Source organism: Paenibacillus naphthalenovorans (assembly GCF_900099895.1).
Lineage (GTDB): Bacteria > Bacillota > Bacilli > Paenibacillales > NBRC-103111 > Paenibacillus_G > Paenibacillus_G naphthalenovorans.
On the sequence record NZ_FNDY01000002.1, the window covers coordinates 20,884 to 40,360 of the forward strand.

General features: G+C 52.8%; 15 protein-coding genes. All 15 read right to left on the bottom strand.

Annotated features, from left to right (window positions below):
- Positions 1 to 78: 78 nt before the first annotated feature.
- A complete protein-coding gene (gene spoIIGA, locus BLT35_RS02640; protein WP_054818074.1) occupies positions 79 to 987 on the bottom strand; it encodes a sigma-E processing peptidase SpoIIGA in 909 nt (302 codons plus the stop codon).
- 234 nt (positions 988 to 1,221) lie between these two features.
- Positions 1,222 to 2,346, bottom strand: coding sequence for a cell division protein FtsZ (gene ftsZ, locus BLT35_RS02645; RefSeq protein ID WP_062407660.1), 1,125 nt, complete (start codon positions 2,344 to 2,346; stop codon positions 1,222 to 1,224).
- 48 nt (positions 2,347 to 2,394) lie between these two features.
- Complete coding sequence (gene ftsA, locus BLT35_RS02650; protein ID WP_062407658.1) at positions 2,395 to 3,639, bottom strand: cell division protein FtsA; 1,245 nt, start codon at positions 3,637 to 3,639, stop codon at positions 2,395 to 2,397.
- A 179-nt stretch (positions 3,640 to 3,818) separates the two neighbouring features.
- On the bottom strand, positions 3,819 to 4,613 hold the full coding sequence (locus BLT35_RS02655) for a cell division protein FtsQ/DivIB (RefSeq protein ID WP_062407656.1): 795 nt from the start codon (positions 4,611 to 4,613) through the stop codon (positions 3,819 to 3,821).
- Positions 4,614 to 4,715: 102 nt separating this feature from the next.
- Positions 4,716 to 5,984, bottom strand: a complete 1,269-nt coding sequence (gene murA / locus BLT35_RS02660) for a UDP-N-acetylglucosamine 1-carboxyvinyltransferase (RefSeq protein ID WP_062407654.1) — start codon at positions 5,982 to 5,984, stop codon at positions 4,716 to 4,718.
- Between the two features lie 15 nt (positions 5,985 to 5,999).
- The gene (murB, locus tag BLT35_RS02665; RefSeq protein ID WP_054818072.1) at positions 6,000 to 6,905 is read right to left on the bottom strand and encodes a UDP-N-acetylmuramate dehydrogenase; all 906 of its coding nucleotides are present in this window, start codon (positions 6,903 to 6,905) and stop codon (positions 6,000 to 6,002) included.
- A gap of 194 nt (positions 6,906 to 7,099) precedes the next feature.
- A complete protein-coding gene (gene murG, locus BLT35_RS02670) occupies positions 7,100 to 8,173 on the bottom strand; it encodes an undecaprenyldiphospho-muramoylpentapeptide beta-N-acetylglucosaminyltransferase (protein WP_074726956.1) in 1,074 nt (357 codons plus the stop codon).
- A 7-nt stretch (positions 8,174 to 8,180) separates the two neighbouring features.
- Positions 8,181 to 9,278, bottom strand: coding sequence for a stage V sporulation protein E (gene spoVE, locus BLT35_RS02675; RefSeq protein WP_054818071.1), 1,098 nt, complete (start codon positions 9,276 to 9,278; stop codon positions 8,181 to 8,183).
- 110 nt (positions 9,279 to 9,388) lie between these two features.
- On the bottom strand, positions 9,389 to 10,804 hold the full coding sequence (murD, locus tag BLT35_RS02680; RefSeq protein WP_062410862.1) for a UDP-N-acetylmuramoyl-L-alanine--D-glutamate ligase: 1,416 nt from the start codon (positions 10,802 to 10,804) through the stop codon (positions 9,389 to 9,391).
- A 2-nt stretch (positions 10,805 to 10,806) separates the two neighbouring features.
- The gene (gene mraY, locus BLT35_RS02685) at positions 10,807 to 11,769 is read right to left on the bottom strand and encodes a phospho-N-acetylmuramoyl-pentapeptide-transferase (protein ID WP_074726957.1); all 963 of its coding nucleotides are present in this window, start codon (positions 11,767 to 11,769) and stop codon (positions 10,807 to 10,809) included.
- 19 nt (positions 11,770 to 11,788) lie between these two features.
- On the bottom strand, positions 11,789 to 13,303 hold the full coding sequence (locus BLT35_RS02690) for a UDP-N-acetylmuramoyl-L-alanyl-D-glutamate--2,6-diaminopimelate ligase (RefSeq protein ID WP_062407648.1): 1,515 nt from the start codon (positions 13,301 to 13,303) through the stop codon (positions 11,789 to 11,791).
- A 256-nt stretch (positions 13,304 to 13,559) separates the two neighbouring features.
- Complete coding sequence (locus BLT35_RS02695) at positions 13,560 to 15,515, bottom strand: stage V sporulation protein D (RefSeq protein ID WP_074727047.1); 1,956 nt, start codon at positions 15,513 to 15,515, stop codon at positions 13,560 to 13,562.
- Between the two features lie 196 nt (positions 15,516 to 15,711).
- Positions 15,712 to 18,018, bottom strand: coding sequence for a penicillin-binding transpeptidase domain-containing protein (locus tag BLT35_RS02700; RefSeq protein ID WP_074726958.1), 2,307 nt, complete (start codon positions 18,016 to 18,018; stop codon positions 15,712 to 15,714).
- A gap of 28 nt (positions 18,019 to 18,046) precedes the next feature.
- Entirely contained in the window at positions 18,047 to 18,487 is a 441-nt protein-coding gene (gene ftsL / locus BLT35_RS02705; RefSeq protein WP_062407646.1) for a cell division protein FtsL, read from the bottom strand.
- 13 nt (positions 18,488 to 18,500) lie between these two features.
- Positions 18,501 to 19,457, bottom strand: coding sequence for a 16S rRNA (cytosine(1402)-N(4))-methyltransferase RsmH (gene rsmH / locus BLT35_RS02710; RefSeq protein ID WP_062407644.1), 957 nt, complete (start codon positions 19,455 to 19,457; stop codon positions 18,501 to 18,503).
- Positions 19,458 to 19,477: the final 20 nt, after the last annotated feature.

A 19,477-nucleotide genomic window follows, 5' to 3' on the forward strand; every position in this document is an offset into this window, starting at 1 on the left:
TCCGAGCGATATGGCCACCTAATCGGTACAGTTGATTTATGCGGACCGGGCGAGAACCGGGACGACCGTTCCTGAAAATCAAGGCCGGTCGATTTCCATAAGCGCAGGATGAATGATGGCTTGATAGGCATTGTCTGAGCTGAGCCTCCCGCCGTCCAGACCGATCAAAACCTTCGTCGCCTCGATCTGTTTGCCTTCAGTTGTGATGACGACCCGATCCGGTTTGATCGCCAGCATAAATTGCGTACTGCGGTTCACCCCCCGATAAGGGACCAGCCGAAGCCGATCCTGCCATATAAAAGGCTCCGTTCCGATCAACGAAACCAATTGATCGACTTCCGCACGCCGGATTTTGGCCATCCACGTTTCCGGCAAGTGCTCTCCCCATTGTGCGGCCTCCATCACCATTACAGGCGTCTTGGTTAAGGGGTCGTACAGCTGATTTCCCGTATCAATCAGTCCGGTACAGCTGGAAGCATAATCGTCGATATGTACATCCACTTTCACTGTAAACGCCGCCAGCTCCTGCTTCCGCCTGAGCGCCTGCGTCACCTGCCGATAAATCCATACGGTAAAAGGGATCGAAAACAGCAGCAGCGGGAGCGTCACCTTGAGATCACGGCTGATCAAAATCCCTTGCACAAATTCGCCCGACGATTGCCAAAAGTACACACACCCGACAACCCCGCCGGCCGCAGCAAAATTAATAAGGTAAAAGGCTCCGAGATTTCTGACAAAATGCTGTAATCCTCCAAATCCGAATGCCGTGAGCAGCATCAGCAAGGACAACACAAACTTGACCGCAAACGTGTATAAGAACGATAACGGCGGGAAAAACAGCAGGATGGCGTAGCTGCCGCCGATCGCCGCGGAAAGCGCGAGTCTCCACCAGCGAAAGCTGAGCTTGCGCGACCAGGCTGTCGTCCATAGCAAAATGCCGTCAATCAACACGTTAAACAGGAAAATGACATCGATATACACGATCATTTCCCGTAACCTCCTGCCATCTGCCCCTTCTCCGTCGCGAATGAGACAAGTATATAGCAATCCTATTCCAAAGTCTGTCTAAACATGCCGATAGCGGGTGACTTTTTTTGTCGTATAGCGGAAGGGTATGAAAAGTTCGCCAAGAGAATGCAAGAGATAGGTGTAGTCACGCTGGAATAAAAAAGCCGCCTCTTATGCAGAGGCGACTGCTCGTTAGTACCTGAAATATTGAATTTACTTGTCAAAACCGCCCCGGTTGCGATTACGCAGGAAAGCGGGAATATCCAACTGATCTCCGGAGGGTTGTCCTCCGAAAGGCCGAAGATTACCCAATCGGGAATCCGACTGTTCCTGTTGAACGTTGCCCGTTCCTGCAGGCTTTCTTGCGCCGGGATTTGCCGCAGGCTTGTCCTCGAAGCCGGTGGCAATCACCGTTACCATAATCTCATCCTTCAGGGATTCATCGATGACGGCGCCAAAAATCATGTTGACCTCCATATCGGAAGCGGACGCTACGATATCGGCCGCTTCATTCACTTCATACAGCGACAGGTTGATCCCGCCGGTAATGTTCATCAGCACGCCGCGCGCGCCGTCAATGGAGGTCTCCAGCAGCGGGGAACAGATTGCTTTCTTTGCCGCTTCAGCCGCACGGTTCTCGCCCGTGGCCACGCCGATCCCCATCAACGCGGAGCCGCGCTCCGTCATGATCGTCTTCACGTCAGCAAAGTCCAGGTTAATCAGACCGGGAACTGCGATCAAGTCGGAGATCCCTTGAACCCCTTGACGGAGCACGTTATCCGCTTCGCGGAACGCTTCCAGCATCGGAGTCTTCTTATCGACAATTTCAAGCAGACGGTCATTCGGAATAACGATCAGCGTATCGACCTTTTCTTTCAAGGCCGCGATCCCCTGTTCCGCCTGTATGTGCCGTTTGCGCCCTTCAAACGTAAAGGGTCTGGTAACGACACCTACGGTTAAAGCGCCGCATTCTTTAGCGATTTCGGCAATGACCGGCGCTGCGCCGGTTCCCGTGCCGCCGCCCATTCCGGCTGTAACAAACACCATATCGGAACCCTTCAGGGCGTTCAAAATCAGTTCGCGCGATTCCTCCGCCGCTTTCTTGCCAACCTCGGGATTCGCTCCCGCTCCGAGACCGCGCGTCAGCTTATCCCCGATCTGCAGCCTTTGCTCCGATTTGGCAAGATGCAGAGCCTGAGCGTCCGTATTGACGGTAATAAACTCGACGCCCCTCACTCCGTTGTCGATCATTCGGTTGACGGCATTACTGCCGCCGCCGCCGACGCCAATGACTTTTATTTTCGCTAACTGGTCCATGTCCATGTCAAATTCAAACATACTAGCGTCTTCCCCCTCATTAGGCTTTCATCGTGCAAGCTTTTTCGATCATATAAATTCGCTTAACCAGTTTTTAAACCGTTCCATGGCCGATGGCTTTTGCTCTTGACCGGAAGACGTCTTTTTGCTGACCAGCTTTTTCACGCCGGTGTTTTGTTTGGAGCCGCGCAAATATTTGGATGCGTATTGAATAATTCCTACTCCGCTTGTAAATGCGGGATCCCGAACGCCGATATAATCCGGAACGGCGATTCGGACAGACGATGCCAGCTCCAATTGCGCGACAGCCAGCACCCCGGGCAAAGAAACGGTCCCGCCGGACAATACATACCCGCCCGGCAAATCACTGAATCCCAGCCTTAGCACTTCCATCTTTATCAAATGAAATATTTCCTGTACGCGCGGTTCGATAATATTCGCCAAATCGACCTGTGAGTACTCCTTGTCCACATTGCTGCCGAGACGGTTCACCTTGAACACTTGATCATCAGCCGCATGTTCCACCATGGCGCATCCAAATTTCTGCTTGATTTTCTCGGCGATATCCGCTTGCGTCCTGAGCCCGTATGCAATGTCATTGGTAATATACTCGCCGCCGATCGGAAGCGTGGTTGTCGCAACCAAATTGTTTTCATTAAACACAGCAATGGTGGTTGCTCCCGCGCCGATATCCACCAATGCGGTGCCAATCGCCTTCTCATCCTTGGACAAAGCCAGATGGCCTGCGGCCAGCGACAAAAGCACCAAGCCGGCTACCTTCAGACCGGACTTCTCAACAACGCGGAGCAAATTATGAATGGCTGTTTTGGTGCCGGTTATAATCGTCGCTTCCACTTCCAGCCTTACGCCGATCATGCTTCTGGGATCATGAATTTGATCCGTGCCATCCACCACGTATTGATTGGGGACAACACCGATAATTTCCCTCTCGGGAGCCAAAGGAATGACCCTGGCGGCTTGAATGACACGTTCTATGTCATCATCCCCGATTTCACGGTCTTCATTTGACACGGCCACGACGCCATGACTGGACTGCAAAGAGATATGATTGCCGGAAATACCAACATACACTTCCGCTATTTGAATGCCCACCATCCGCTCCGCATGATCCACCGCACTTCGAATCGATTGCACCGTTTGGTCGATATCAACGATTGCTCCCTTGCGGATTCCCTGCGAGTCGGCAGATCCAACTCCAATTATATTAATGGTGCCGTTAACGACTTCCCCAATAATAGCACGAACTTTGGATGTACCGATGTCCAAACTAACAATGATGTCATTGCTGCTCAACCTGTGGCACCTCCTGTGATATGTAATGTAAACGAGCCTTGGCCAGCAAACCTCCTGTAGTTATTCCACACAGCTCGTTCGTTTCCTCTTTTTCTCGCAATTTTTTTCGGAATAAGCGCATAAAATATACCATAATTACAATTCTATCATTTTTTTGTAAGGTTGAGTAGCCGGATTTTTCAATTATTGGCTTGAAGCCGGGTATTGGCGTCTCCCTCTTTTCTGCCCTGTTCGAACGGTAAAGGCGTGTGGGAATCGGCTTCCAATAACCTCAATACTCCGCCTGACTGGTTATTTTCTTTTAAATTAGCAATATACGTGTTTAAATGTATGATTTTTTCCGGCAGATATCCTATCGTGGTCTGAACTTCGAATTGCGAGCGGGTATACATCTTAATTTTGTCCGGATACGATGAGCTCGGGTCAGGCTTGATTTCCGATACGTCGGCAAAATAAGCAGCGGACAGCTTGGACATCGTTAGGCAAAGCTGGGTCTTGAGCGGATCATCCTTGCCCCAGCCCGTTAACAACGGCTTGTCCGGCACAAATCCCTGAAGCGTCACCGGAACCACGCTGGCATCCGCAAGCAGCGCTTCGATGCGGCCGTCCTCACCGATTTGATAGGCCACCCTCGGGTATTCCTTTATTTCGATCAAAATCCGCCCGGGAAAATGCTTGGACACCTGCACGGATTCTATCATTCTTAAGGCTTTGACCTTCTCTGCAATCCCGCTGGAAGAGACAGAGAAAAAATGGTCCCCCGGCTTTACCGCGGCGGCTGCCTTGACGTCTTCCGCAGACACAAGCTCTTGCCCTTGAACTTCGATTTCCGTAATCTGGCTCAGCGATGATTGAAAGAACAGCACGAGAAGCAGCGTAATGAAGAAAACGAAAAGAAACAGAAGCAGCCTTTTGCTGCTGCGGTTTCTCGGTGCAGGTTTTTTGATGACCGGAAGCCTGTCTTCTGAAGTCATGGAAATCCTCCCGAGCTCAGGAATAATATGTAAACCGCTGAATTCCCTTCCCGCAGGGGAAAAGGGATATTTCAACGGTTATGGTCATATGGATGAATATAGCTACTCCGCCCTAACGGGAGTAATCCGTTCAATACTGGCGCCCAAAGCGCTCAGCATGTGCTCGATATGCTCATATCCGCGATCGATATGGTGAATCTGCTCGATGATCGTCGTTCCTTGGGCGGCAAGGCCTGCAATGACCAGTGCGGCGCCCGCACGCAGATCGGTTGCCTCTACCGTGGCCCCGTACAACCTCGACACCCCGCGGATAAACGCCGCATTCAGATCCACCCGAATATCCGCACCCATGCGCGAAAGCTCATCGACATGCTTGAATCTGCCCTCAAACACGGTTTCTTTTATAATGCTGGCGCCGTCCGCCAAGCTCAACAGTACCATAATTTGCGACTGCAGATCCGTCGGGAATGAAGGATAAGGAGAAGTGACGACCCACCCTACGGCTTTGGGCCGGGCTTTGGCACATATGTTCATTATATCACCGTTAATCGTGATTTGAACACCTGCCCTCTTCAATACGTGAATCGCGGAGGTCAGATGAGAGGGATTTACCCTCTCCAACGTGACGTTGCCTTTTGTAACCGCAGCGGCAATCATCAGCGTTCCGGTTACGATCCGGTCAGGGATAATCCGATAAGAACAAGGAATCAATTCGCGAACGCCTTCAATCGTAATCGTATCGGTACCTGCGCCGATAATTTTGGCGCCCATGGCATTCAAAAAATTTTGCAGATCCTGGATTTCGGGCTCTCTGGCCGCATTGGTGATCGTGGTCATTCCACGAGCCGTCACGGCGGCCATCATAATGTTCTCCGTAGCCCCTACGCTCGGATAATCGAGCACGATCTCCGCGCCCTCAAGCTCATCGACCGTGCAAACGATTTTGTTGCCGCTCTCCTCAATGCTTGCCCCCATGGCAGCCAATCCCTGCAAATGCAAATCGATCTTTCGTTCTCCGATGGCACAGCCTCCGGGTTGATAAAGCTCCACTTTCCCCAGACGGGACAGCATCGGACCCATAAGGAAAATAGAAGACCTCATCTGGCTCATCAGGCTCTCGGGAATGTGAAACTGATGAACGCCATGTGTGTTCACAATGACAGCATCGCCCTTAAGCTCGGCTTGACAGCCGAGGGCACGCAAAATACCCAACATAACATGGATATCGGACAAATCGGGCACATTTTGAATCATTATTGTACCTTTTGCCATGATGCTTGCCGCAAGTATGGGCAGTGCAGCGTTCTTTGCGCCGTGAATTCTGATGGCTCCCGATAGAGGTTTCCCGCCTTCGATAACCAACTTTTCCAAAGTCCCACCTCCGATTTACCGCTCACCCACCACCAATACTTCAGGTACAAGACGAACTCCGAACCGCTCCGAAACGGCATTTCGCACTTGTTCGATCAGGGTGAGCACGTCGTGGGCTGTCGCTTGCCCGGTGTTGACAATGAAGTTGGCGTGCAGTGGCGATACTTGGGCGTCACCGACCCTTAAGCCCTTGAGTCCGGCCTCTTCAATCAGCTTTGCGGCATGATGCCCTTCCGGGTTACGAAATACGCTTCCCGCGCAGGCAAGCTGAAGCGGCTGCGTTCTCAGCCGCCTGTCTTTATAGGCTGCCATGGCCGCTGCGACCTCCTTCCGGTCCCCATAGCTAAGCTTAAAGACAGCTTCCGTCACAATCCCCGGATTCGTGTGCAGAATCGAATGCCGGTAAGCGTACGCCAAATCATCTTTTTGCATCGTCACCAACTCCCCTGTCGGGAGCAGCACTTCAACCCGCTGTAAAATGCGCGACACATCCGACCCATGCGCCCCGGCGTTCATGTAAACGGCGCCTCCCACGGTTCCCGGAATGCCTCCGGCAAACTCCAACCCGGTCAATCCTTGCTTGCCTGCCATGACCGACAGTTTGATGAACGAATATGCGCCGCCGGCAAAGGCGTACTCTCCTTCGAAACGCACGGTCTCCAGCGCATGCCCCAGTTTGATCACGACCCCCCGGATGCCTTTATCGGTTACAAGCAGATTAGAGCCTCGGCCGAGCGCAATCCATGGGATATCGTGCTGATGGAGCAGCTTAACGGCGCTGATCAATCGGCTTTTGTCCTGCGGAATGAGCAGGACATCGGCCGGACCGCCGATTTTCCATGTGGTATAAGGGGCAAGCGGTTCGTTCAATCGAACTTCACCATACGATCCTTTCAGCAATTCTGTTATGACCTGTTGCATGGGAAAACCTCCTTCACAGAACGACAAGACGATGGGCTTCCGGTACATCCCCGGAAGCACGAGAGCCTCAGGCCATGCGCCTCTTTTGTCTTTTATCGCACATTGCGGCATGCGGCTTCGTCAGGTGTCTGTCACGGTTATAGTGTAGTTTATGTGAATCACTGCAGAGTGTGACAAATGCCCAGGCAAATTTGTCATGCTTCAGGCAACCGGCAAGCTTCGATCAGCTCTACAATCCTTTGAGTCCCGTTGCCGAAGGGGTTGCCGGACATTTGCTCTTGTATGCGGACGCGTTCTTCATAAAGATCGGAGACGGCGGATACTAACGTTTGCGGGGAAAGGTTTTCCTCATAAAGCACTTTGCTGTAACCCATCTTACGGAAAGATTCCGCATTCAATATCTGGTCTCCCCGGCTGGCCTCGCGGGACAGCGGGATCAGAAGCATAGGCTTGCGGAGCGCCAAAAACTCAAAGATGGAAGTAGATCCCGCCCGGGAGATGACCAAGTCCGCACAAGCCAGCAAATCGGGCAGCTCGTCTTTCACATATTCGAACTGCCGGTAACCCGGCACCCCGTCCAGGGAAGGATCGGCGTTGCCTTTACCGCAGATATGGATGATTTGAAATTGTGTGAGCAGCGTCTCCAGCGTTGCTCTGAGCGCTTCGTTAATCCGCTTGGATCCCAGACTGCCGCCCATCATGAGCAATACAGGCTTATTAGAGTGAAAATCACACATTTGAAGTCCACGGGAAGCTTGGCCCTGCAAAATTTGTTCGCGAATCGGCAGTCCGGTGCATACGGCTTTGCGGCTGCGAATACTCTTAAGCGTCTCGGGAAAGGTAACGCAAATGCGAGAAGCAAATGGCAGGGAAATTTTGTTGGCGAGCCCCGGCGTCAGGTCCGACTCGTGGCAGATCACGGGAATGCCATTCAGCCTGCATGCCAGAATGACCGGAACGGTCACGAATCCCCCTTTGGAAAATACAATATGAGGCTTGATTTTTCGAAGCAGATGATAGGCTTGCCCAATGCCCAGAAGCACTTTAAACGGATCTTTCGCATTCTTCAGATCGAAATAGCGCCTGAGCTTTCCGGAAGCGATATGATGGAACGGAATGCCCTCGTGATCGATGATTTCTTTTTCAATACCGTCACGGGAACCTATATATTCAATCTCCCACCCCTGCTTGCGCAGCTCAGCCATCACCGCCAAATTCGGCGTGACATGGCCAGCCGTTCCGCCGCCGGTGAAGACGATTTTTTTCATGTCAGGATCACCTCGAAAACCGGGAAATGTTAAGCAATACACCGATCGAGGTCAGCATCAGCGTAAGTGATGAGCCTCCGGCGCTAATAAGCGGAAGCGTGATGCCCGTGACGGGGAACATGCCGATGACGACGCCGATGTTGATTATCACCTGTACGGCAATCATCCCGACGATACCGGCAGCCAGCAAGCTGCCGAACGTATCCGGAGCCGTGATAGCCGTACGCATGCCGCGCCACAAAAGCAGTATGAACAGGGCAAGTACGAACGTTCCCCCGATAAAGCCGAGCTCTTCGGCGATAATAGAGAAAATAAAGTCGGTCTGCGGCTCGGGCAGATAGCTGTACTTTTGCCGGCTCATGCCCAGTCCGAGGCCGACTAGACCGCCCGGACCGATCGCATACAGCGATTGAATCGCCTGATAGCCCGCTCCGAGCGGGTCCTGCCACGGGTCCAGAAAAGCCGTAATCCGCTTCAAACGATAAGGCGCCGCAGCGATCAAACCGACCAGGCCGAGAACCCCGACAAGACCGAGATAAGATAAATGAACAAGGCGCGCTCCCGCCGTATAAATAATCAAAAGCGAGGCTCCCACCAGCACAGCGCCGGTGCCAAGGTCCGGCTGCAGCATGATCAGGCCGAAGGCTAGTCCTACAAGCCCGAGCGGAGGAAGCAAGCCTTTGCCGAACAGCGTAATCGTGTTTTGTTTTTCGGAAAGCCAGTTGGACAAAAAAATGATCATGCCGATTTTCATAAATTCGGAGGGTTGAATCCCGAACGATCCGATGCCAAGCCAGCTGCGCGCGCCGCCGCGAACCACGCCAATGCCCGGAATAAGCACCGCTACAAGTAAAATGAAGCAAATGATAAGCACGAGTTTGGCATACTTTTTCCAGATCCAGTAATCTGTGTTCATTGTAAAAACCATGGCCATAATGCCTAAGGCCGCGAACAGCGCCTGCCTCTTCAAGTAATAGAAGGCATCGCCGAATTCCCGAAACGCCAGCACTGCGCTGGCACTGTACACCATGACCACGCCGATTCCGAGCAGGAGCAGCGTGGAGCCCAGCATCAACATGTCCGGAGCCGACCGTGCTTTAACCATAACCGCCCACACCTCTAACCTTGAGTTTGATGGGAGCGTCTGTCCTCAACAGCCTGCAGCCGCGGCATTTGCCGTCTTTTTAGGCGGCGGCAAGCTTGTTTACTCCCTCTTTACAGGTTATGCACGGTCTGCTTAAACATTCTTCCCCTTTCCTCGTAAGAAGGAAACATGTCCCAGCTGGCGCAAGCCGGGGACAGCAGCACCACATCACCCGGCTTTGCCATGGCAAAAGCGGCTCTCACCGCTTCTGCAACCGTATCCTGCAATTCCTTAGCAGTATCGACGGTTTTGATCCGGCTCATGCCTGCAAGCCGGGCCACGCGGGCGATTTTTTCCTTTGTTTCCCCCAGGACGACCAGTCCTTTCACCTCCTGCTGAAATGCGGGAAGCAGTTCCATGTAATCGGATCCCCGGTCGAGTCCGCCGGCAATCAGGATAATGTCTTGAGAGAACGACTCGATGCTTTTGATCGTTGCCGTCGGATTGGTTGCCTTGGAGTCATTGTAAAATAAAACTTCATCTTTCAGAGCCACATACTCCAGACGGTGCTCCACCCCGCGGAATTCTTTCAATACCCGGGCAATAACGTCCGTCCGCACGCCGGAAACGAGCGCCATACAGCTGGCGGCGAGCGCATTCTCCACGTTGTGCTTGCCGGGGATGCCCAGCTCCCTGACGGCAATAACGGGATGCTCCGCGCCATCATGATCGCGGTAAACGATCATGCTATCCGCGTCCTCCCCCGTGCCGAACGGAGACGACACATACATGCCGTAAGAAAGCTCCGAGCTGACCGAAAATGGAAACACCCGGGATTTGATTTCCCCGGCAGCCTTCCGGCATACGGCATCGTCCCAATTCAACACCGCAGTGTCTTCCTCGGTTTGATTCGCAAACAGCTTCGTTTTGGAAAAAACATAATCTTCCATGGTATCGTGGTAATCCAGATGAGTTTCATATACGTTAAGCAAACAGCCGATGCGGGGCCGGAAGCTGCGAGTGCCCTTCAATTGAAAGCTGCTGAGCTCAACGACCATCCAGTTGTCTGCCTCGGCCTCCAGAGCCGCCTCCGTCAGAGCGCGGCCGATATTGCCGGCAACAATCGGCTTCAAGCCGCCGGCTTCCAGCATCAGTCCGGTCAAGGTCGTTGTGGTGGTCTTGCCGTTAGAGCCTGTAATACCAATGATGGGAGCCTTACAAATATGATGGGCTACTTCGACCTCGGTAACGACTTCGATACCAAGCGCAGCCGCCTTCTTCAATGGTTCGATCGTGTATGGGATGCCCGGATTTTTCACGATGAGCGAAATCCCCTCATGAATCAGCCCCGCCGGGTGACCCCCGCAAACAACAGAAATACCCAGAGCCTCCAACTCATCGGCTTCAGGGCATAGTTTGCGTTCCTTTTTATCATTAACCGTCACCAACGCTCCCTTGTCGTGAAACAGCTTTGCAGCAGCGACGCCGCTGCGCGCAAGGCCCAATATGACCACCTGGCGGCCGCAATAATTCTGCGGATGCTCCATCATTACAACACCTCGTTAATATATAGTCCGACGCCTGCAAGAATCAGACCGGCCGTCCAAAAGGAAATCACCACGCGCCACTCCGACCAGCCTACAAGCTCGAAGTGATGGTGAATCGGGCTCATTTTGAACACTCGTTTTCCCCTCGTTTTAAAGGAGACGACCTGAATGATAACCGATAGTACTTCGACGACAAATACGCCGCCGATCAAGGCCAGCAGTATTTCCCCTTTGGTCAGGATCGCTACCGCGGCGAGCCCGCCGCCTATACCGAGCGAACCGGTATCCCCCATGAACACTTTGGCCGGATGAGCGTTAAACACGAGAAAGCCCAGCACCGCCCCTACCATGGCGGCGGAGAAAATCGCAATGTTCGGCTGCGAGTTGTTTAAGGCAATCACCGCGTAGGCCCCAAAAGCAATGGCGCTGGTACCGGCCAATAGTCCGTCCAAACCATCCGTGAAATTCACCGCATTGGACGTGCCCAGCATCAGAAACACCACAAAAGGAAAATAAAGCCACCCGGCGTCAAAAGAAAAGTCGACGTAAGGAATGCGTATTTCGGTGCTGTGCCCGGACTGTACGAGCAAAAAACAAACGATGCCCGATAAAACCAGCTGCCCAAGCAGCTTTTGCCTGGCGGTAAGCCCTAACGAACGCTTAAACAATATTTTAATGTAGTCGTCCAGAAAACCGATTAATCCGTAGCCAAGCGCAGCAACCAGAAGAATGACGGTTTCGAGGTTTTTTTCCCCGAATCGAAGCACGGCAACCGCCAGCGCCAGCATAATGATGATCCCGCCCATCGTCGGCGTGCCTGCTTTTTTCAAGTGTCCCTGCGGCCCTTCCGTACGAATCTGCTGCCCGAATTTGAGCCTGCGGAGCAGCGGAATGAATAGAGGCCCCATAATCACAGCAAGTAAAAAAGCCACGCCGAGCGTGATCAACACAATATTAAAATCCACGCGTTATCCCCCCAATTGCTTAAACCCCATCGCTTCCCGATGAACGAAAGCGATTCATGATTGCTTCTTTGGCTACCTTGCGGTCGTCAAAAGGATGCTTGACGCCCATGATGTCCTGATACGTTTCGTGTCCCTTCCCCGCAATCAAGATGCAGTCGCCCGGAGCTGCGCGATCGACTGCTTTTTGAATCGCTTCTCTGCGGTCGGCAACCAGCTCGTAGCGGCCGGGGTCATACCCTGCGGTACGAAGCCCCGGAACAATGTCCTGAAGAATGCGCTCCGGGTTCTCGGTACGCGGATTGTCGGAAGTGACGAATACATAATCCGCATACTTGGCCGCCACGCCACCCATCAGGGGACGTTTGGCGCGGTCGCGGTCTCCTCCGCAGCCAAAAACGCAGTATACCTTGCCTTCGGCAAATTGACGAATCGTCGAAAGGGCGTTCTCCAGACCGTCAGGGGTATGCGCATAGTCGACAAGAACAAGAAACTCCTGTCCGGCATTCACTATCTCCATCCGGCCTTCAACCGAATCCACCCGGCCGAGGCTGTCGGCAATCCTTGCAAGCTCAATCCCCTCCGCAAGCGCGCAAGCGATGGCTGCAAGCGCATTGTATACATTAAACCGCCCGACAAGCCGCATGCTCACCTCGGCGCTTCCGCGAAACGTTACACATTTGAACCGTGTACCTTTCGAAGAAATTTCGATCGCTTCAGCTCTCACATCCGCAGACGGATCCTCGATTCCATAAGTTATGATTTGTGCGGCAGTCAGTCTCGCATAATCCTTCGATGCAGGATCGTCCGCATTGAGCACGGCGAACCTGCTTTGGTTCGGATCATCGGAAAATTCATTGCCGAGACGGGAGAAAAGCAGTCCTTTGGCCGCCTTGTACTGTTCCATGGTATGGTGAAAGTCCAGATGATCCTGGGTTAAATTCGTGAAAATGCCCGTACGGAAACGACATCCTTTGACCCGGCCCAATTCCAGTCCGTGCGAGGAAGCTTCCATGATACAATAATCCGTTCCTTCGTTCACCATCTCACGTAAAATCCGCTGAAGCTCCACTGCTTCCTGCGTATTCGTCATCGCGTTTGGAATATATCGGGAACCGATCTTGACATGAATGTTGCCCATCAGCCCGGTTCGAAACCCTTGATCGCTCAAGATTTTTTCCAGCAAGTAAGTTGTTGTTGTTTTACCGTTGGTCCCCGTGATCCCGATCAGCTTCAGCTCGCGGCTCGGATAACCGTAATAATGGTTCGCAAGCACCGCCATCGCATATCGCGCATCCTTTACGATCAACACGGGAACGCCTAGCTCCATCTCCCGCTCGGCAACCAAGGCAACAGCTCCCCGCTCAACCGCTTTCCCCGCATAATCGTGTCCGTCTACGGCAAATCCCGGGATGCAGATAAACAAATCGCCAGGGTTCACCTTGCGGGAATCCGTCTGCAATCCGGTAATATTGATGCGGTCATCGCCAACGAGGCGGCTCACCGCAAGCTGAGAAGCGAGTTCCTTCAGTTGCATCAAGCGTCCTCCTCCGTTTATGCACATGGTATCTATTATGGACAAAAAAATGTGCCGTGAAAAGCCCCTTTTGAAAAAAGGCACGGGGGACGGCGAACTTTTGTTCAAGGCGTATGAAAGCGGCCGGACATAACAGACTCCAAGCCTGTTAAATCGACCTTACGTACAGACCGGGCGAGCGGATCGGACGCTCAAGTCTTCTCCACTCACCACTCGCAGATTCAGCATCTCCCAAGCCGGCTCTGCCGGGGCAGCGCTATTGAACTTGCGGTCTGGCCCCTCTATCGGGCACCGGCTGCGTATCCGACAAATAGATCCGGATCGTAGAGCCTTGTTCGATCCTAGTACCGGGCTTCGGCACTTGGTTGATCACCGTGCGGCCGACGCCGGATTTGGCAAGTTGGAAATTCATATTGAGATCTTCGTAGATATCAGTAAGGGTCATGCCGACCAGATTCGGCACTTCCACAATTCTTTTGTCTCCGTATACGTATTTGCGTTCCATTTGATCCTTACGCGGCGGAATTTTCATATATTGAAGCGTATCCTGCATGATATTCTTAACCAGCGGAGCAGCAATCAAACCGCCGAATTGGATTCCCTGCGGATTATCCACGGCCGCATAAATGACGACCTTCGGATCGTCTGCAGGAGCGAATCCGATGAAGGAAACAATATGCTCACTGGAGGAATAGCGCCCATTGATGACCTTTTGTGCCGTTCCCGTTTTCCCGCCTACGCGATAACCGTCGACAAATGCATTCCGCCCCGTACCGTTGGCCACAACGCTCTCCAACGTTTCGCGCACCATCCTGGAGGTTTCCGGAGAGATCACCTGACGGACCAGTTCCGGGTTCACAGTCTCGACCACGTCGCCTGTTTCAGGCTTATACCAGGCTTTGGCTACATGCGGCTTAAACAGCCTGCCGCCGTTAATGGCTGCGGATACCGCCGAGATTTGCTGAATCGGCGTGACCGAGACGCCCTGCCCGAACGAGGTCGTCGCAAGCTCCACAGGGCCGACACGTGAAGGCTTAAACAAAATGCCATTCTCTTCGCCGCCAAGATCGATACCGGTTTTTTTACCGAAGCCGAAATTGTAGATATAATCAAACAGCTTCTCCTTGCCCAGCCGCTGCCCCATGACCACAAAGCCGGGGTTGCAGGAATTTTCGACCACTTGAAGGAAGGTCTCGCTTCCATGTCCGCCCCGCTTCCAGCAGCGAAGCCTTGCCCCGGCGACCTCAATCGCGCCGGGATCGTGAAACCCTTCGGTCAGGCTTATTTTTTTCTCCTCCAGGGCAGCTGCCAAAGTGATAATCTTAAACGTCGACCCCGGTTCGTAAGTCATCCAGATCGGAAGATTCCGGTTGTAATTCTCCACCGGATAATTTTTATAATTGCCGGGCTCAAAGCCGGGTCTCGAACCCATGGCCAAAATTTCTCCATTGTTCGGATCCATCGCAATGGCAATGACATGATTCGGCTGGTACTTCACCATGGCTTGATCGAGCTCCCGCTCCATGATGGATTGGATATGACTGTCGATCGTAAGCTGCAGGTTCATACCGGCCAACGGCTCTTTGTACTCATCCGTCGACCCCGGCATCAGCTTGCCGGCCGCATCGGACAAATACGATATGCTTCCGTCGATCCCTGTCAATCTGTTGTCATATTTCAATTCTATGCCTGTCAAGCCTTGATTATAATCGCCCGTAAATCCAAGCACATGGGCAGCCAGGCCGCCGAACGGATAGTACCTCTTGTTGTCCTCGGTCACCCAGATGCCGGGAAGCTGCAAATCGCGAATCTCATCCGCTTTTTCTATCGTAATCTTTCGTCCGCCCGGCTTAATGTATACACTGGCTTTCCGGACTGTAATTTGTTTGTATACCGTTTCCTCGCTGATTTGAAGAACCGCGGCCAGTTTGGCGGCCGTTGCTTTCGGATCTTTAATTTGCGCCGGTACGGCAACAACGGTCGGTGAACTGACGTTGTAAGCCAGGCGATCCCCGTTGCGGTCTAGAATCTCTCCCCGTTTGGCCGTCACCTTGATATCCCTTCTCCAGGAATCCTCCGCTTTGTCCGACAGCTCCGGACCTACCCAAATCTGCACATACGCGAGCCGCACCACCAGCGCCAAGAAAAGAAACGTGCCGACGATCAGTGCGGCGAATAGACGTCGACGAACCGTTACGTTCGATGCCCTCATGCCCGCTTTTTCCCCCTCCCGAAATGCTGCAGCCGTTACGGCGTTACAGCCGCCGTCAGCTGTCAACAGTGCTACAACCTTTACAACGCTTCTTCCACGTTGTCCGTTGTAAACAAAAATCGTTTCATAATCATCCCTATTCAGGACAACCAGGGGTTAGAACAAGCTGTCGCGGCGGTGCGGCATGATATGCGGATTAATTGCCGTGGGGGGCCGAGGGTGCGGACTCCTCTTTATTTTCTTTATTTTCGGCACCATTCTCAGCGCCGTCATGGTTCGGGTTGGTTTGCGGTTTCTCCGATTCGGCATTCTCCTCCGTCTCACCGTAAGGATGGAGCCGCAGGTGCAGCACCCGGTCTTCCCCGGCGCCCTCCAACGTCTGGCTCGTTACATATCCTTCTCCCTCGGATTGACATCGCAGCTTGAGGAAGGAGCAGAGTCCGATCGCATCGCGAAGCGATTTGCCGGTCATGTCCGGTACCGGAACATCTTTCGTCTCCTGCATCATTACATACATTCGCTGCAAGCCTCCGATTTCGGTGCCAGGGGCGGGATATTGTGCAATCACGCCGGCTCCTTGGCCGATCGCCGCTACCGAAATGCCGAATTTGTCCATCGTCTTCCGGGCTTGATCAAGCGACAGGCTTGTCAAATCGGGAACAGCGGCAAGCATCTTCTGTTCCGCCGCTTGAGCGTGCTGTTGAGCCGCCGTATTCGGCGCGATGCCCATATAACGCAAGGTTTGCGAGACGATTTCCTTGAACGCCGGGGCCGCTACATCCCCTCCAAGATGGTAGTTTCCCCCCAGGTCCGGTTCGTCGACGATAATGGTAACCAGAATTTGAGGATTTTCAAGCGGTGCATACCCGGCAAACGAAATCACCCATTTGCCTTCGGCATACCCTTTCTGACCCGGAATAACCTTATTCGCCGTACCTGTCTTACCGGCTATGCGATAGCCGTCGATATAAGCTTTTCTTCCCGTACCTATCGATTGGTCGGCTACAACCTGCTCCAGATATTCACCGACCTGCTTGGCCGTGTTTTCCGAAACGACTCTGCGGATTTCCTTGGGTTCGAATTTTTTTATAATTTCTCCCGTTTCCGGGTTATAAATTTCTTTGATCAAATGAGGCCACATCAATTTGCCGCCATTGGCAATGGCCGCATAGGCCGCCGTCTGCTGTATCGCCGTAGCCGTCAGCCCTTGACCGTAAGTAGCTGTGGCAAATTCCGCCGGATAACGCATATTTACGATTCCGGCGACTTCTCCGGCAATATCCACACCGGTCTTTGCGCCGAAACCGAACTTTTCGATATACGCCCGAAGCTTATCCTGCCCGAGCTTCTCATACCCCAGCTTGACAAATGCGACATTACTGGACCGCTTCAAGCCTTCGAGATAGGATATTTGTCCCCAGCCCGAGACGTTGTGGTCATGCAGCCTCCGACCCGGGACGGCAATCGAACCAGATTGATAGGTTTCATTCGGATTGAAAATGCCTTCCTCCACCGCTGCAGCGAGCGTGACCAGCTTGAAGGTCGATCCCGGTTCGTATTGGGAAGCTACCGCATGATTGACAAAATCGCTTTGCCGCTTTGCTTCCCAATATTTATTGGGGTTGAACGAAGGCATATTGGCCAATCCGAGAATTTCCATGGTATGGGGATCCACCGCGATCGCCGTCACGCTTTTCGGACGCCATTTTTCGTACACTTTTTGGATGGCGCTCTCCATATAAAACTGGATGTTTTTGTCCAGCGTCAGCCTCACGTTGTCTCCGTTGACGGCCGGCTGGTACTTTCTCTGGGAATGGGGCAGCTCCACGCCGTAGCGATCTTTCTCATAGCTCAGCCATCCGGATTCGCCTTTTAGATATTCATCCAGCTGGGATTCCAAACCCATGATCGGTTTGCCATCTTTATCCATGTAGCCGAGCAGATGAGCCGCCAGACCTCCGGACGGATAAAACCGTTTGCTCTCGGGCAGCAATAGAATGCCCAGGCTTTTTTTCGTATTCAGCTTCTGTTGAAGCTCCTTCTCGAGCGCTTTGATTTTATCGGCAATCTCCGCATCGATCTTCCAGCCTTCATTCCGAATTTCCACTTGGGTATAATAGGAACCGTCATCTCGCTTCTGATTGATCCGGGTACGGATTTTATCCGCAAGCGCCGCCAAAGCGCCGGAATCATTCGAATTGCCCAAAATTTCAGATAGTCCCTGAACGATTTCGTTCTCGATGCCCTTATCATGAATGATTTTCGGATTCAGCGCCAGCGTATAGGCGGGCGAATCCTCCGCAAGCACTTTATCATTGCGGTCCAAAATCGTGCCACGTACCGGCCTGAGCTCCTTGTCTGTCGCCCACATCATTTTTGCGTCCGACAGCAATTCCGCCCCCTGGACCACTTGAACCCAATACAATCGGGTAACCAGGACAACAAAAAGGAGGGTGAAGGCCCCTCCAATAATTAACGACCGCAACTTTACTTTTCTAGTCATCGGCTGCTCCCCCTATTCGAATAGCAGATCAGGGTTGATCCTTTGATTTGTTCGTATTTGCGGCTATACCTTGAGAAGATACGGACGATGTACCCGTTTTGGCATTGCCGGACGGTTTGACCTGGTTGTCTCCGGGAACTCCGTAACCGAGTTTTTTGGCTTCCTCTTCCAGCCTTCTCGGATCAGACAATCCATCCACCCGCTGCTTCAAAATACTGTTCTCCGCTTCCAGTCTACTGATTTTCTGTTCAATGGACTTGATGTCCGCATTCATCTCATAGATCAGTGCATATCTCCAGATAATCAATCCCGCCACCACTACGCAAATGAGGACGGTGAATAAATAAAGAAGCTTCTCCTGCAGCGGCAGCGCCTTGCTCCGGTAAACGACTTTCTTCGTTTCCCTGATCTTCACTTTGGGCTGCGTTTTTTGTTCTGTCGCTAAATTCCCATGCATGTAGGCTGGCAACGTCATCTCCCCCTTAAGAAGGTAATTTTTCAGCTATTCTCAGCTTTGCCGAACGCGCTCGCGGGTTCTCTTCAAGCTCTTTTGCGCCGGCTTCGATCGGTTTGCGGTTAATCAACTTGACAATACCTGCGGGGTTGCATACGCACAATGGAAAATCCGGCGGACATGTGCATTTCCCTACGTATTTGGCAAACGTTTGTTTGCAGATTCGATCCTCGAGCGAATGAAACGTAATGACTGCCACTCTGCCTCCCGGAGCCAGACAGCGAATCGTTTGCTCGAGCGCTTCTTCAAAGGCTCCGAGCTCGTCGTTAACGGCAATGCGCAGCGCCTGAAAGCTCCGTTTGGCCGGATGAGGCCCTGTGCGGCGCGCGGCTGCAGGGATAGCTTCCTTAATCAGCTCGACCAAGCGGCCAGTCGTTTCGATCGGCGCTTCGGCCCTCGCAGCAGCGATTTTGGCAGCGATTCTTCTGGCAAACTTCTCCTCGCCATATTCGAATAGAATGTCGGCGATTTCCTGCTCAGACCATTCATTGACAATATCTTTGGCTGTTAACGGCGATGTCCGGTCCATCCGCATATCCAGCTCGGCATCATGGTTGTAGCTAAATCCTCTGTCCGCCTCGTCAAGCTGAGGCGATGAAACGCCCAAATCAAACAGTATGCCGTCCACCTGGGGGCGGCCGTCTTTTAACGCCCGGGGGATACGTTTCAATTCCCGTTCAAGATAACGGAAATTACTCCGCACCAGCTTTACCTTGTCCGCCGCTCCGGCCAGACGCTGCCGGGCATGATCCAGCGCCGCATCATCCTGATCGAATGCGATAAGCAATCCCTCCGGACCCAATCGCGAGGCGATCTCCAAACTGTGCCCCGCACCGCCGAGCGTACAATCAACATATACGCCGTCCGGTTTGATATGCAGACCTTCCACTGCTTCGTTCTTTAGTACGGTTACGTGATGAAACATGCGCTTGATTCCTCCTGAGG

Excerpts from the sequence above, each read along its gene's own strand:
- murB (WP_054818072.1), bottom strand. The coding sequence starts at position 6,905 with ATGCAACAGGTCATAACAGAATTGCTGAAAGGATCGTATGGTGAAGTT.
- rsmH (WP_062407644.1), bottom strand. The coding sequence starts at position 19,457 with ATGTTTCATCACGTAACCGTACTAAAGAACGAAGCAGTGGAAGGTCTG.
- ftsZ (WP_062407660.1), bottom strand. The coding sequence starts at position 2,346 with ATGTTTGAATTTGACATGGACATGGACCAGTTAGCGAAAATAAAAGTC.
- murG (WP_074726956.1), bottom strand. The coding sequence starts at position 8,173 with ATGAAAAAAATCGTCTTCACCGGCGGCGGAACGGCTGGCCATGTCACG.
- spoIIGA (WP_054818074.1), bottom strand. The coding sequence starts at position 987 with ATGATCGTGTATATCGATGTCATTTTCCTGTTTAACGTGTTGATTGAC.
- BLT35_RS02695 (WP_074727047.1), bottom strand. The coding sequence starts at position 15,515 with ATGAGGGCATCGAACGTAACGGTTCGTCGACGTCTATTCGCCGCACTG.
- spoVE (WP_054818071.1), bottom strand. The coding sequence starts at position 9,278 with ATGGTTAAAGCACGGTCGGCTCCGGACATGTTGATGCTGGGCTCCACG.
- BLT35_RS02655 (WP_062407656.1), bottom strand. The coding sequence starts at position 4,613 with ATGACTTCAGAAGACAGGCTTCCGGTCATCAAAAAACCTGCACCGAGA.
- BLT35_RS02700 (WP_074726958.1), bottom strand. The coding sequence starts at position 18,018 with ATGACTAGAAAAGTAAAGTTGCGGTCGTTAATTATTGGAGGGGCCTTC.
- murD (WP_062410862.1), bottom strand. The coding sequence starts at position 10,804 with ATGGAGCATCCGCAGAATTATTGCGGCCGCCAGGTGGTCATATTGGGC.
- BLT35_RS02690 (WP_062407648.1), bottom strand. The coding sequence starts at position 13,303 with ATGCAACTGAAGGAACTCGCTTCTCAGCTTGCGGTGAGCCGCCTCGTT.